This window comes from Planctomycetota bacterium, from assembly GCA_021414025.1.
GTDB lineage: Bacteria > Planctomycetota > Phycisphaerae > Phycisphaerales > SM1A02 > SYAC01.
Window position 1 is genome coordinate 273700 of sequence record JAIOPG010000008.1, and the last position, 14724, is coordinate 288423.

The 14724-nt window shown below is 65.0% G+C and carries 12 protein-coding genes; 6 read left to right on the forward strand and 6 right to left on the reverse strand.

The features are described from left to right. Position 1 precedes the first annotated feature (1 nt). Complete coding sequence (locus tag K8R92_12260; GenBank protein MCE9620665.1) at positions 2 to 781, reverse strand: enoyl-ACP reductase; 780 nt, start codon at positions 779 to 781, stop codon at positions 2 to 4. Between the two features lie 61 nt (positions 782 to 842). Next, positions 843 to 1784: a DUF1573 domain-containing protein gene (locus tag K8R92_12265; GenBank protein ID MCE9620666.1), complete on the reverse strand. Its 942-nt coding sequence runs from the start codon at positions 1782 to 1784 to the stop codon at positions 843 to 845. A 601-nt stretch (positions 1785 to 2385) separates the two neighbouring features. Here K8R92_12265 and efp point away from each other — a divergent pair. Then, positions 2386 to 2940: an elongation factor P gene (gene efp, locus K8R92_12270; GenBank protein ID MCE9620667.1), complete on the forward strand. Its 555-nt coding sequence runs from the start codon at positions 2386 to 2388 to the stop codon at positions 2938 to 2940. A 41-nt stretch (positions 2941 to 2981) separates the two neighbouring features. On the opposite strand, the gene K8R92_12275 is transcribed toward efp, so the two are convergent. Further along, on the reverse strand, positions 2982 to 4730 hold the full coding sequence (locus K8R92_12275) for a M14 family metallocarboxypeptidase (GenBank protein ID MCE9620668.1): 1749 nt from the start codon (positions 4728 to 4730) through the stop codon (positions 2982 to 2984). A gap of 109 nt (positions 4731 to 4839) precedes the next feature. Here K8R92_12275 and K8R92_12280 point away from each other — a divergent pair, with 109 nt between their 5' ends. After that, positions 4840 to 5523 carry a hypothetical protein gene (locus tag K8R92_12280; GenBank protein MCE9620669.1) on the forward strand — a complete coding sequence of 228 codons (684 nt, stop codon included), beginning with the start codon at positions 4840 to 4842 and terminating at the stop codon, positions 5521 to 5523. Between the two features lie 8 nt (positions 5524 to 5531). Here the strand turns inward: K8R92_12280 and K8R92_12285 are convergent, their stop codons facing one another. Both K8R92_12285 and K8R92_12290 read right to left on the reverse strand, forming a co-directional pair. Then, on the reverse strand, positions 5532 to 5924 hold the full coding sequence (locus K8R92_12285; protein ID MCE9620670.1) for an STAS domain-containing protein: 393 nt from the start codon (positions 5922 to 5924) through the stop codon (positions 5532 to 5534). A 31-nt stretch (positions 5925 to 5955) separates the two neighbouring features. Further along, positions 5956 to 6459: a histidine phosphatase family protein gene (locus K8R92_12290; GenBank protein ID MCE9620671.1), complete on the reverse strand. Its 504-nt coding sequence runs from the start codon at positions 6457 to 6459 to the stop codon at positions 5956 to 5958. Between the two features lie 38 nt (positions 6460 to 6497). On the opposite strand from K8R92_12290, the gene hutI reads away from it, so the two are divergent. Genes hutI through K8R92_12310 form a run of 4 tightly spaced genes read left to right on the forward strand, consistent with a single transcriptional unit; the run spans position 6498 to position 12040 of the window. Beyond that, on the forward strand, positions 6498 to 7724 hold the full coding sequence (gene hutI / locus K8R92_12295; GenBank protein ID MCE9620672.1) for an imidazolonepropionase: 1227 nt from the start codon (positions 6498 to 6500) through the stop codon (positions 7722 to 7724). 24 nt (positions 7725 to 7748) lie between these two features. Then, positions 7749 to 8570, forward strand: coding sequence for a type I methionyl aminopeptidase (gene map, locus K8R92_12300; protein ID MCE9620673.1), 822 nt, complete (start codon positions 7749 to 7751; stop codon positions 8568 to 8570). Continuing rightward, positions 8558 to 9784: a phosphoglycerate dehydrogenase gene (serA, locus tag K8R92_12305; GenBank protein ID MCE9620674.1), complete on the forward strand. Its 1227-nt coding sequence runs from the start codon at positions 8558 to 8560 to the stop codon at positions 9782 to 9784. The genes map and serA overlap by 13 nt, the downstream gene beginning before the upstream one ends. A gap of 54 nt (positions 9785 to 9838) precedes the next feature. After that, positions 9839 to 12040, forward strand: coding sequence for a prolyl oligopeptidase family serine peptidase (locus tag K8R92_12310; protein ID MCE9620675.1), 2202 nt, complete (start codon positions 9839 to 9841; stop codon positions 12038 to 12040). Positions 12041 to 12056: 16 nt separating this feature from the next. On the opposite strand, the gene K8R92_12315 is transcribed toward K8R92_12310, so the two are convergent. Next, positions 12057 to 14312, reverse strand: coding sequence for a UvrD-helicase domain-containing protein (locus tag K8R92_12315; protein ID MCE9620676.1), 2256 nt, complete (start codon positions 14310 to 14312; stop codon positions 12057 to 12059). Positions 14313 to 14724: the final 412 nt, after the last annotated feature.

Here is a 14724-nt window from a genome sequence, read left to right on the forward strand (position 1 = left end):
ATCAAAGGCCCATGATCGAGTAGCCGCTGTCCACGTAGATCGTCTGGCCGGTCACGCCGCCGGCCATGCTCGAGAGCAGCCACGCCGCGGTGTCGCCCACTTCCTTGCCGGTGATGTTGCGGCGCAGCGGGGCCTTCTTCTCGACCCAGTTCAGGATCTCGCCGAAGCCGCCCACGGCCATGGCGCTGAGGGTCTTGAGCGGCCCGCCGGAGATCACGTTGCAGCGGATGTTTTTCGCGCCGAGCTCCATGGCCAGGTAGCGGTTGGTGGCCTCGAGTGCCGCCTTGGCGACGCCCATCACGTTGTAGCCGGGCACGGCCTTCTCGGCGCCGTAGTAGCTCAGCGCGATCATGGATCCGCCATTGGTCATCAGCGGCACGGCGCGGTTGGCCATCGCCTGGTAGGTGAACGCGGAGAGATCCATCGCCTGCGTGAACACATCCCGCGGCGTGGAGGCGAACAAGCCCTCCTTCAGCCAGTCCTTGTTGGCGAAGGCGATCGAGTGCACCAGAAAATCGAGCTGCCCGAAATCCTTCTGAATCTTGGCGAAGACTTGGTCGAGCTGCTCGTCGCTGCCCGCGTCCATCGGCATGAGCCAGGGATCTTTCACGTTCAGTTCCGTGAGCGCCTGCCGAATGCGTCGCTCCATCTTTTCCCCGGGCAGGTGCGTGAAGAGGCATTGACCGCCCTGGGCCAGGATGCTCTCGGTGATGCTCGTCGCGTAGGAGCGATTGTTTGCGATGCCGACGACGAGTCCGCGTTTTCCGTCAAGAATTCCCATGAAGTTTCCTTTGAAGTTGATCCGGTCCGTCCATCATCATCGATGCCACGCACGTGGCGAACTATTTGCCCGCGGGCGCTCCAAGCGGAGGCGGTACCGGAACCCCGTCCGCCGGCTGGACCACACCATAGGCCCACAGCTTCTGCGTCTTGTCGCCGGTCTTCAACTCCATCTGGAACTGAAACAAGCCGGGAGTCTTGGATTTCGGAGTCACGCGGCAGCGGACCTGGTGGTTGGCGCCCTGCGGTTCCTGCGCCAGCATCTCCGCGGAGAAGTTCCCCGACACGCTGGCAACGCTCGACACCGGCTCGGTCCAGTCGACCAGTTCGAAGGTGAACTCCTTGGAGCCGCCCGCCGGGATGATCCCCAGGTTCAGGTTGTACTCCTTCATGCGCACCACCGGCACGATGTTGCTTTTTTCGGTGCGCATCTTCAGCGCCAGCACCGGTGCGTCCGTCCGGTCGGTCAGCGCCAGGCACCACGCGGGCAGCGCGCTGGGCAGAAACGTGCTGAAGTCGTAGCGCACCAGATAGGTGCTCCGGGGCTGATCCTTGGCCGGGTCGAATCCGATGAAGGCCGGCGTTCGGTTGTCGACCGAGAGAATCCGGAAGGGCTTGCGGTCGACGCTTTCGATGACCACGCGTCCCGCGACCGGGACGTTCGGCAGCACGTTGATCGCGGGCGGCACCGCGCGCAGCGCGACCACCACCTCGGCCCGCACATCGACTTCGACGGGCTTGCTGTAGCCCTCGACGATCACCTTCACCGTCGACTTGCGCGGCCCGGTGGCGATGGCCGCCGCCAGGCTGGCATCGAACGCAATGGATTCACCCGGTTGAATGACCCGGCCCGAAAGATCGGTCGTGGTCGTGCAGGTGCATGTGGGCTGGAGGGTGATGATGGTCAGGGGACCGCTGGTGGGATTCTTCAGCGTGAAGATTCCGGTCTTCGCTTCGCCGGGGGCGATGAATCCGAAATCCAGCATCGGTGGCTCGATGGTCAAAGGAGGGGGTCCGGTAATGACACCCCTGGGTGGGACCGGAGTGGTCGTTGCCGGAGGGTCGGAAGGGCTTGAGCCGAACGCCGAATCCGAGCCGGCGCCCAATGCAAAAACAAGGCTTAAACCAAGGCAAAAAGCCCTATTTGTCATCGTCAATCGGCGCATATTCCTCACCTCGATCATACGAGAATTAAGCATGGAAAGTCGCATTCGGTTTCGAGACGCCCCGTGCCTGAGGGAACTCCATGAAAATCACAATTTCAAGTTTTTTTGATTTCCTCATTTGCATCATTTGAAACTTGGGATAGTCTGGGTGGGTCTAAGAGGTTTGGAAACGGATCTCAAGGATAAACTGACGAAAGATGCTGGAATCCAGCTTTTTCGTGTGTTTCGGCCGCACGGGCGGCACTCAAATTGCCCTTTTCCCTCCCTCCGCCCCCGGACCTAGTGTCCGGGGGTATTTTTTTTGGACTTTTTTCCTGAATCAGTGGCAGTGGTTTCGGGATGCCATGCTCCCGCCGCGTGTTTGGAGGAGCGGCAGTCGCTAAACTCGCCCTTCTTTTCCTCACAATCGCCGGCTCCCTCCGGCCAGACTGGACCACCCATGAAGAGCACCGATCTACGACCCGGAACCGCCATCAAACTCGACGGCCGCCTCTATCTCATCATGACCTACACGCACGTCACCCCCGGCAACCTGCGGGCCTTCGTGCAGGTGAAGATGCGCGACCTCAAGAGCGGCTCGCTGATCGACAAGCGGCTGCGCAGCGGCGAGGAAGTCGAGCAGGTGGAGCTGGACCGACGGGCCATGGAGTACCTCTACAAGGATGGCGCCAAGTTCGTCTTCATGGACAACGAGAACTATGAGCAGGCCGAGATGACGGAGGAATTCGTCGGCGACCTTCCCCTCTACATGCTGCCCAACACCAGCGTGATCGTGAACTGGTGCGACGGCCGACCGATCGCCATCGAGCTGCCGAACATGGTCGAGCTGGTCGTCAAGGACACGACCCCTGGCATCAAGGGCGCGACCGCGACCAACCAGCTCAAGGAAGCGGAGCTCGAGACGGGATTGAAGACCCGCGTTCCCCCCTTCATCGCCATCGGCGAGAAGCTGCGCATCTCGACCGTGGACGGCTCCTACCAGAGCCGCGCCTGACGGACGCACCAACTTGAGTTGACAGTGCTTCGGCCTCGGCTTTAGCTGTATTCCAGAAGCAGCAATCCAACGTCGCCGCCATCGACTTCGCCGCTTCCATCAAGATCCGCCGGGCAATCCGCGGGCACGGGGCAGACTCCGAAATCCAGAAGCATCAGGCCGAGATCGCCGCCGTCCACTTCGCCACTGCCGTCCAGATCCGCGGGGTTCCCGCAGGCGGGCGCCGCGCTGACATTGAACGAGGTCGGAACATTGAGCGGTGCCCGCGTGACGATGAACTTGGTCTCGGCTTCGACGAACCATGTGAGCTGCGAGCCGCAGGCGATGCCGGGCAGCGTGGCCCGGTACTTGTTGCTGCCGATGCTGGTCATGACCGCGCTCTGCGTGGCGCCGCCATCCACGCTCCACTTCAGGCGCACGCCATTGGCAATGAGCGTGCTGATGTTGGGAACGGCGAGCGCCTCGACGGTCGCGGGCGTGTTCTCCGCGACGGTGCTTCCGGGCCCGAGGGTGATGGAGACCGGGCACGATGCCAGCAACTTCTCCATCATCACCATGGCGGCCGCATGATTCTCCCGCGCATTGGGAATGATCGCGCTCGTCGGCATGACAAAGCCGTAGGAACCGAGGTCGCGCACTTCGAGCGTGCCGCTCATCATGCCGATGGTGCCGTAGCCCCAATCGTCGATGCATCCGGCGACCGCACCGTAAATGGCGTAGCTCCGGCCCGCCGCGTAACTCGTGCCGTAGAGAGACCCAAGGGCGGTCTGCATGGGATATCCGACGGCCTGCAGCGCCGCCTCGTCCGGTGTCACGGTATTTGTGTAGGACCAGGACCAGAGCCATTCCTGGCCATAGCTGTGGAAATCGATGAAGCCGCACAGGTTGGCGGCGTGGGCCAGCATGAAGTCGCGCATGCCCGCAGTTTCCGGCTCGCTGAAGGCGGCGGTGCCCCGGTAGGTCTCGTTGCTCGCCACGCCGCTGGAGCCGGCGCCGCCCCAGCCGATGCTCCAATTTCGATTCATGTCGACGCCATAAGTGGACCCGCTCACCAGCCGCCGGTTCTTGCGCCACAGGCGGTTGTTGGTCCAGGAGTATTCGTAGCCATCCGGATTCTGCACCGGGAAGATGTAGACCTCCGCTGAGTTCAGAATCGCGGTGATGCGCGGATCGATGCCGTCCTGCTCGATCAGCTGATCGGCGATCCACATGGTCGTCATGGTGGCCGCCCATTCGCGGGCGTGGGCGGTGCCGGTGAAGATGAATGCCGGCACATTCGTCCCGGCCGGATAGCGCGAGATTCGGACGCCCCGAATGGTGCGGCCCTGAATCGATGTCCCCGCCGTCACGATCGAGACCAGAGTGGGATGCGCCGCCACCAGCGCGTCCAGCCGTGCGTTCACCGCGGCAAGATTCTTGAAATCGGCGAACCAGTCGGCACCCTCCGCCGGCTGGGCAAGACGGACTTGCTCATCGTCGATCCGCTCCTGCAGATCCGGAATCAGAACGCGATAGGGAACGCCGACTTTGCCCAGCGTGTCCAGCGCGAACTGCGACAGGCGGAAGTCCGCCTCGCCGCCAACATCCACGCCGTGGCTCCACATGTCGTTGCTGAGTTGATTGACCAGCACCAGATCCGGCGCACTGCGGATCAGGACCCTTGCCACCACATCCCCGTCGAAGCGGGCCATTTCAAGGGCGCCCTGGTCTGCGGGAACGGCGACGGGCTGACCATGGGCCGGAGGTGCGAAGGCGAGCGCGGCGCGCAGGACGAAGGGAAAGAGTTGCATCCCGTCAGGCTAGCTGCAACAAGGGCAAAATCAAGAAAAACTTGCTGTTTTCAGCCAATCGGATCGCTCCACGATTGACCTTTGCGGGATTCGGAGGCACAGTACCGACTTGAGCATTCGCACACGCCACAACAATTCGGACTCGAAAGCGCGACGTCGCCGCCTGAAAGGACTTCCGGGAGTGCTCGCGGCCTGCGCGTGCGTCCTTGCGGCGGGCTGCACGGGTTCGCAGCATCTGGCCAAGCCCTGGGCCTCGCCGATGCAGTACTCGACGGGGCTGCCGGACGCCCCCTATCCGCCGCGCGACCTGGTCATGTTCGACGCGGTGAATGGCCGCGTGCTGATGTGGAGCGATCTGATCGATCTCGCCGCGTGGGCCGATGTGATCGTCATCTCCTACGTCGAGGATGACGCCGGCGGAGTCTGGATGCAGGAAGCCGTGACCGAGGACACGATCGCGGCCTTTCCCACCAGCACCTTCTTTCAATCCAGCGGAGACACCGGCGCCGTGCTCGCCGAACTGAGCGGGGATTCCTCCAAGAGCAAGCATGTCCTGATCCACTACAACGGGACGGAGAGCCTGCCCGACCTTTCCAGCGCGATCCGCTCGAGGTATCCGAACTATCGCGTCTTCACCCTGGCGCTCCTGCCCAGTCCGGTCCGGTTCCTGCGGAACGAGGATGTGCGCAAGGCCGATGTGGTCGCCTACACCACGCCGACGCGCGTGGTGTTGCCCAGCGAGCTGCAAAGCGATCAGCCCCGCTCCGTCGAGGATCGGAAGGAACGAAAGTAGACGCGGGCTTATTTGGCGCAGACCTGCTGCAGCTCGGCCTGGGTCTTGATAATGCGGAAGAGCTTCTCGATCTTCATCATCGACATCAGGGTGTGCAGTTCCTTGTTCACGCCGAAGAGCAGCGGCGTCGCCCCGACCGCGGCGGCCTGGTTGCGGCAGGCGATGCACATGCCCAGCCCCATGCTGGCCATGAAGCTGACGGTCGAGAGATCCAGCACGAGGAACTTGATGTTCTTGCCGAACTGCTTGAAGTAGGGATTGAACTCGTCGGTGATGATCGGGCTCTCGCGCTGACCGATGTTGGGACCGGCCGGGCGGATCATCAGGATCTTGCCATCCCAGCCGATCTCGACGAGCGACGTTTTTTTCTGTGCGGGAAGTTCGATGGGTGCGGTGCTCATGCGGGGTTCCTCCGCGCGGAGGTTACCACGATCAGCCGCGGCGCTTCAACTGGGTGTCGGGAGAGACCAGCGCGCGCAGCTCCGCCCGGACCGGCTCGTCATCGGAGAGTTCGAGCAAAGCCACGGCACCCTTGTCCAACGCCACCGCGCGCTCGCTTGCCCCCAGAAGTCGAGTGATCAAGTCACCCAGGGAGGGTTCATGTCCCACCAGCGCCACGCGGTCGGCGGTGCGGCTCATTCGAATCAGCCGAAGCAAAGCCTCCACTGCCGCAAAGCCGCCCTCGGTCTCGAGTTCAGTGCAGCGCTGCGGTGCCGGCCACCGGGCTTCCTCCTGGAGGATCCGGGCGGTTTCCCACGCGCGGCTCCATCGGCTCGCCAGCACCAGCGACGGGGCCGCCTGCCAGCGCGGAAGCCGCCGGGCGAACTTCGCAAACTCGCGATGACCGCTCCCCGAGAGCGGGCGCAGCGTGTCGTCGGGAAAACGCTTGTCGTCGCGTTCCTTGGCACGGGCATGGCGCACCACGATGAGCTGCATGCCTCGCAGGATACTTCGTCGGGGGCTACCTTTGCGTCATGGGCACGCTCACCATCATCAATGCCCGCGTTGTGACGCTTGCGTCTGACGGCTCGGAGGGCGGGGCACGCCGGGGCGCCGCGATGCGCGAGCTCGGTGTGATCGAGCATGGCTACGTGCGAATGCGCGACGGCGCCATCGCCGAGGTCGGGGCAGGCCACGCCGCGCCCAAGGGCGGTGAAGTCATCGACGCGGGCGGCCGCGTCTGCATGCCGGCGCTGGTCGACTGCCACACGCATCTCTGCCACGCGGGCGAGCGCTGGAGCGAGTGGGACAAAATTCGGGCGGGTGCAAGCTATGAATCGATCCTCGCCCAGGGCGGCGGGATCATGTCCACCGTGGCCGCGACTCGCCTGGCGCTTCCCGACGCGCTGGAGCAGGATCTCTCCATGCGGCTGCGGGCTCTGGCGGTCCTGGGCGTGGGAACCGTCGAGGTGAAGAGCGGCTACGGACTGGAGTGGAGCAGCGAAGTCCGGATGCTCGAGGCGATCGGAAGGGCCGCCGGAAAAGCGCCGCAACTCGTGGTCGCCACCTGTCTGGGCGGCCATGCGATTCCGAGCGACAACCCCCAGTGGCCCGCGCAATTCGCCGGCCGGATCGCCGAGTTGGCGCGGCTTTTTCCGGGGATCGCGGTGGATGCTTTCTGCGAGCGCAACGCGCTCTCCGTGGAGCAGTGCCGCGCCATCCTTGCCGCGGCACGCGAGCATGATCTTCCGCGCCGTCTGCACACCGACCAATTCAATTCCATGGGCGGCGTTGCGATGGCCCTGGAACTTGGCGCGGACACCGTGGACCACCTCGAGGCGGCCGACGCGACATCGATCGAGGCGATCGCACGTTCTTCGACGATCGCGGTGCTCCTGCCCTGCTCCGCGTTCGCGCTGGGCGGCTCCTACGCCGCGGGACGCAAACTCATCGACCAGGGCGCCGCGGTCGCCCTGGCCAGCAACGCGAATCCCGGCAGCGCGCCCACCGTCGATCTGCGCTTCGCCATGCACCTGGCGGCGCGCCACTGCGGGCTGACCGCAGCGGAGGCCTTGACCGCGGCGACCTGGAACGCCGCCTGCGCGCTGCGGCTTCAATCCACAGTCGGCAGTCTGGAGCCGGGAAAGCGCGGCGACGCCATCGTGCTGGAGGAGCGTGACGAGCGGGCCCTGGTGCATGGCTTCGCCGGGCCGCCGCCGCGGCATGTCGTGCTCGGCGGGCGGCTCGCGAGCCCCCGGTGACCGCCCGCTACCATCTCGGCCTCCATGGTTGCCGTCTCCCCCCGCGACATCTCTGACGCCCGCGCCGCGGCGCAATGCGTCGTCGAAACGCATCGGCGACTTGCCACGTGGCTGCGCGTGGGGCTCACCCTTGCGGAGGTCGACGCCTTCTGCTTCAACGTCTTCCAGGAACTGAAGTGCGAGAGCGCCTTCAAGGGCTACAAGGTGCGCGGCCATCCTCCCTTCAAGAGCCACACCTGCCTGAGCCTCAACGACATGGTGGTCCACGGCGAGCACGATTCGATCCGCGAGCCGCTGAAGGAAGGCGACCTGCTCGCCCTGGACGTGGGCGTCAGGCACCGCGGCTTCATCGGCGACGCGGCGTGGACCTATTCGATCGGGTCGGCGACGGAGATGGGGCTGCGCCTGCAGAAGTGCGGGCGCGAAAGCCTGCGCCGCGGCATCGCCTCGATCCGCGCCGGACGACCGCTGATCGAATGGGCCAAGGCTGTGCAGGGCTACGTGGAAAAGGAGAGCGGCTTCTATCTGGTGCGCGGACTCGGCGGCCACGGCATCGGGCGCTCGCTGCACGAGGCGCCCTACATCTCCAACACGGCGCCCTCCTATCCGGGCGAATGGAACGAGGCGTGGACCACCTTCGAGACCGGCATGCTGCTCGCGGTGGAGCCGATGATCTCGCTGGGCACCAACGAGGTCCGCGCCGTCGGCAGCGCCTGGCCGATCTGGACCGCCGATGGGAGCCTGAGCGTGCACTACGAGGCCGATGTGATGGTGACGGCGACCGGCTGCGAGAATCTGACCGCGGGGATGGATGAATTGCCCGACGTCGTGGGGTGCCGAAATTGACGGACTCGACGTCGAAGCCACGCGTCGCGCTCTTCGAGGCGATCCATCCGGCGGCCGTGGCCATCTTCCAGGAGAACGGATTCATCGTCGACGCCATGGACCGAAGTCCGACCGCGCCGGAACTGGCGGCGCTGGCGAAGGCCTCCACCATGATCGGCGTGCGCAGCAAGACCAAGGTGACGGAGGCGCTGCTGCAGGCCTCCCCCGCCATCGCGGCCATCGGTTGCTTCTGCATCGGCACCGACCAGGTCGACCCCTCCGCCGGACGGCTGGGCATCCCGGTCTTCAACGCCCCCTTCTCCAATACCCGCAGCGTGGCCGAAATGACCCTGGCGGAGATCATCTGCCTCTCACGCGGCCTTTTCCAGAAGAGCTCGCAACTGCACGCGGGCAAGTGGGACAAGAGCGCCAAGAATTCCCGCGAAGTGCGCGGCCGCACGCTGGGCATCGTCGGTTACGGGCACATCGGCAGCCAGCTCAGCGTGCTCGCGGAGTCGCTGGGAATGCGCGTGGTGTTCTACGACGTCGCCCGCAAGCTCTCGCTGGGCAACGCCCAGGCGCTGCCCTCGATGGAGGCGGTGCTGGCGGTCTCCGACTTCGTCTCGCTGCACGTGCCCGACAATGCCTCCACGCTCGGCTTGATCGGCGCGGCCCAGCTGCAATGGATGCAGCCCGGCGCAATGCTGGTGAACAACAGCCGCGGCAAGGTCGTCGATCTCGCGGCGCTGGCGGCCGCGCTCAAGAGCGGCCACCTGGGCGGCGCCGCCATCGACGTCTTTCCCGAGGAGCCTGCGGAAAATGGCGGCGGCTTCTCCACGCCGCTGGCCGGCGCGGCCAATGTCATCCTCACACCGCACATCGGCGGCAGCACCGAGGAGGCCCAGGAGGCGATCGCGGTCGACGTGGCGGAGAAGCTCTCGCGCTTCTGGTTCCAGGGGTGCACCTCGGCGAGCGTCAATTTCCCGCCGGTCGACCTGCCCAACCTGCGCGGCGGACAGCTGCGCATCCTGCACACGCACCGCAACGTGCCCGGCGTGCTGAGCAAGATGCACGCGCTGCTGGCCGGCGCCGGGGTGAACATTAACGCCGAGCACCTGCAGAGCGACGCGCACACCTCCTACGTCATCCTGGACGTCGACGCTTTCAAGGATTCCAAGGTCATGGAGGCGCTGCGCGTGCTGCCGGAGACCATCCGGATGCGCGTGGCGGGCTGAAGATCCCCCCGGTGGGGTAACCGCTCCCCCGAGGCGCCGCATTATCATGCGGACATGAAGACATCCAACACCGTTTCGCTCCTGCTCGCCGGCGCCCTCTCGGGAAGCCTGCTCACCGCCGCCTTCGCTTTCGTGCCGCCGCCGGAGCAAACCAAAGGCACCGCCATGGCCCCCGTGGTCGAGACGGTGCAGGGCGAGACTTTCACCGACGAATACCGCTGGCTCGAATCGCTCGAGAAGGATTCTCCCGCCGTCCGCGACTGGACCACGATGCAGATCGATCGCACCCGCGCCGCCCTGGATGCGCTGCCCTGCCGCGCCGCGATCGCCGCGCAGCTGGAGCCGCTGATGAAGCTGCCCAGCGTCGGCACCCCGGTCATGGCCGGCAGCAACGTCTTCTACACCGAGCGCAGCGGCGACCAGAACCAGGCCGTGCTCAAGGTGCGCCCCTCGGCGACCGGCGCGCCCCGCGAGCTGCTGAATCCCAACTCGATGAACGAGAAGGGTCTGCTCTCGCTGGATTGGTGGCGACCCTCCCTCGACGGCAAACTCATGGCCTACGGCAGCAGCCTTTCAGGCAGCGAGATGAGCGAGCTCCGCGTCATCGACGTCGCCACCGGCACGACCCTGCCCGACGTCATCACCGGCAAGGTGGACTTCGAGTCCTGGACTCCCAAGGGCGACGGCATGATCTACTCCTCGCTGCGCGATCCCAAGGATCCCTACAGCCGCGAGGTGCACTTCCACACGCTCGGCCAGCCCGTGGCCAATGACGCGGTGCTGCTGAAGCAGACGGTGCCCAGCGATGTGCCCTTCAGCGGCCTCAGCCGCGACGGCAAGTGGCTCATGCTCGGGTTCAGTCATGGCTGGCAGTCCAACGACCTCTCGGTGGCCAACTTCGAGGCGTGGCTCAAAAGCGGCAAAAAAGACCTGAAAATCGTGCCGGTGGCGATCGGCATGCCCGCCAAGTTCTATCCCCTGGAAGTGCGCGGCGACACGATGTACATGCAGACCACCCTCAACGCCTCGAACGCGATGGTGGTCGGAGTGGATCTGAACCACCCGGAGCAGGCCAATTGGAAAACCATCATCCCGCAGCGCAATGACGAGGTGCTCGAAGGCGTGAGCTTCTCCCAGAAGGAGATGATCGGCACCTACACCAAGCACGTCTGCTCGCGGCTGGAGCGCTTCGACTTCACCGGCAAGTCCCTGGGCGAGATTCCGCTTCCCGGTCTGGGCACCGCCGGCATCAGCACCGACGACGAGCACGCCGACGCCTACCTGAGCTACACCAGTTACGACGAGCCGCGCACCATCTACCGCCTGGAGAACGTCTCCGAGCCCAAGCTCGCGGTGTGGTGGAAGCCGACCATCCCGGTGGACCTTTCCAAATTCACGGTGGAGCGGGTGCGCGTGTCCAGCAAGGACGGCACGATGGTGCCGCTCTTCATGGTGCGCAAGAAGAGCCTCACCCCCAACAGCGCCTGCCCCACGCTGCTCTACGGCTACGGCGGATTCAACGTCAGCCTGCAGCCCGGCTTCAATCCCTCCATCATTCCGTGGATCGAGGCGGGCGGCATCTACGCGGTCGCCAATCTGCGCGGCGGCGGCGAGTACGGCGAGAGCTGGCACGAGGCGGGCATGCTGGACAAGAAGCAGAACGTCTTCGACGACTTCTACGCCTGCGCCGAGTGGCTCATCGGCAACAAGTGGACCGACTCCTCGCATCTGGCCATCCAGGGCGGAAGCAACGGCGGACTGCTGACCGGCGTGGCCGTGACGCAGCGTCCCGACCTCTTCGTTGCGGCTATCAGCGCCGTGCCGCTGCTGGACATGCTGCGCTACCAGCAGTTCCTGCTGGCGAAGTACTGGGTCCCCGAGTACGGCTCGAGCGAGGATGCCAAGCAGTTCAAGTGGATCCGCGCCTACTCCCCCTACCAGAACGTGAAGCCCGACACCAAGTACCCCGCGGTGCTCTTCACGGCCGGCGAGAACGACAGCCGCGTGCACCCGCTGCACGCGCGGAAGATGACGGCGCGGATGCAGGCGGTCACGGCGAACCTGAAGGACGCGCGGCCCATCTACCTCTGGGTGGATCGCGACGCGGGCCACGGACAGGGCAAGCCGCTGGCCAACCGCATCAAGGAGAGCGTGGACATGTGGTCCTTCCTGATGTGGCAGACCGGCCTCTGCGACTCGGTCGCAAGCGGCAACTCCTCGGTGGCCCCGGTTCCGGCGGGCAAGAGCAAGAGCTGATTCGCTGATCGACTGATCAACCGACGACCTGGAGCCGCGCGAATTCCAGCACGAGCGATTTCACGCCCACCTTCTGGAAGCGGACGCGCACCATCGTGCTCGAGCCGCGAGGCGAGAGGCTCTCCACCACACCGCGCCCGAAGAGCGGATGGCGCACCTGCATCCCGGCGCGCATGCCGCTTCCGCCCGCGGGGTGATCGACGCCGTCGTCCGGCGCCTCGGCATCCTCCCCGTCAAAGTCTTCCACCTCGCGGCGCCGACCCTGGGCGCGGTCCTCGCGGGTCACGCCCTCGGGCAGTTCGCGGATGAAACTGCTCTCGATGCAGGACATCGGAATGCCGCGCTGGGTGCGCACGCCCGCCGCGGTGATCAGCAGCGTGCGCTCGGCGCGGGTCATGCCCACGAAAAGCAGCCGCCGCTCCTCCTCCAGCTGCTCAGCGCTTTCGAAGCTCCGGGCGTGGGGCAGGCTGCCCTGCTCCACGCCGATGATGCAGACGAAGGGAAACTCCAGCCCCTTGGAGGCGTGCAGCGTCATCAGCGTCACGGCGCCCAGCTCCGGGTCGAAGGCGTCCGAATCCGCCACCAGCGAGACCTGCTCCAGATAGGCCCGCAGCGCGTCCAGCAGCGTGCGCAGCGGCGGCACGGCGTCCTCCTCCCCGCCGAGACCCTCGCGGGCCATTCGGTCCACGACGAAATCCGCCGAGGCGCTCACCACCTGGGCCAAATTTTCTGTGCGCGACTCACCGGCATCCACGGCCGTGCGGTCGGCCAGCAGGTAGTAGGACTCCAGTCCGCTCTCCTTCAGAATGCGTGCAACGAAATCGCTCAGCTCACCAGGCAATCCGTTCTCGGCGTCATGGCGCCACGAGGCGACGCGGGCGGCGAGCTCGGCGGCGGCGTGGGCGGCGCGCTTGGTGGCGCCGGATTTTTCAGCGTGCCGCAATCCCTCCAGCAGTGTCTCGCCGTTCTTGGCCGCCCACATCTCGATCTTGTCAAAGCTGGTCGAGCCCAGGCCGCGGGTCGGCGTGTTGACGATGCGCTGCAGCGCCAGGTCGTCGCTGGGATTGGCCGCCAGGCGCAGATAGGCGAGCAGGTCGCGCACTTCGCGGCGGTCGTAGAAGGCCGTGCCCCGCACCACCTGGTAGGGAATGGAGCGCCGCCGCAAAGCCTCCTCCATCACCCGGCTCAGCGCGTTCATGCGATAGAGCACGGCGACGCCGCGCCAGGGAATGCCCTGGTCGCTCGCCTGCTGGATGCGGTCTGCCACCAGCGCCGCCTCCGCATGCTCGTCCTCGCAGCGCACGTAGGCCGGCGCCTCCCCCTCGCCCTTCATCGACTTGAGTTCCTTGGGACGGCGCTGCCGGTTGCGCGAGATCAGCGCCGCCGCGGCCTCGACGATGGGGCGCGTCGAGCGGAAATTCTCACCCAGCGGAACCACCTTGGCGCCGGGAAAGTGCTCCTCGAATCCCAGGATGTTGCCGATGTCCGCCCCGCGCCAACCGTAGATGCTCTGGTCGGGATCGCCGACCACGCAGAGGTTGCGGTGCTCGCGGGCAATCTCAAGCACGATCGCGAACTGCGCGTAGTTGGTGTCCTGGTACTCGTCCACCATCACGTACTGGAAGCGTCGCCGCAGCGCGTCGCGGACGCCCTCGTCCGTCCGCAGCAGCAGGGCCAGCTTCCCCAGCAGGTCGTCGAAATCAAGGCCGGCGTTGCGCGACAGAACCTTCTGATAGGCGGCGTAGATCCGGGAGACGACCTTGCTGCGCCAGTCGGTGGCGGAGGCGATCGCCTCGTCGGGCGAAACCAGCTTGTTCTTCAGGCTGGAAATTTCCCCGAGCACTCCCGCGGGCGTGAAGCGGCTCTCGCTCTCGCCGGACTCCTTGATCGCCGCCTTGCACGCGGCGCGCTGGTCGTCGACGTCAAGCACGTTGAAGTTGGGATCAAGCCCGGCCTCCACCGCGTACCGGCGCAACACCCGCGCACCGAAGGAGTGAAACGTTCCCGCGAACAGGCGCGCGCGATCGGGAAGATCCGCCGGCAGCAGCGCCTCGACGCGGCGGCGCATCTCGCCCGCGGCCTTGTTGGTGAAGGTGAGCGAGAGAATGCTCCACGGCGGCACGCCCAGCGAGACCAGGTGCGCAATGCGGTGCACGATCACGCGCGTTTTTCCCGAGCCCGGACCCGCGAGCACCAGCAGCGGACCTTCCCCATGGACCACCGCTTGGCGTTGCGGCTGGGTCAGCCCTTCGAGCAGTGGGTTCGACGACACTTTGAGAGTCTAGTGAGTGAAAAAATGCGCGTTTTCCCGGCAAAATGAAGGTCGATTTCATCGCGAGCCCCTGGCGACAACGACCGACAAGATTTGCACATGAAAAATGATGCCAACCAAAATATTTAACCGATACGCAACTAACGTCGATTTCTAGGCTTGCACTTTTCCTTTGCAAAATCACAATATTATGTGATCCTCCCACTTGCGATCCCTAGGGATAGGGGTAGGATCCTCGAAAATCGTGGTTTTTGGGGTCAATTCCAGCACTGCGACCATAAATTTATGTTTGGCTTTTGTTCGGTGATAGAAATCAGCCTCCTTTTTCGAGAGGCGAGTGAGCGTGCGACGGACATCTTGGAATTTCGAGCTTGAGAAAGAGGTGGCAAAAATGGTTTTCCGCGACAGCACA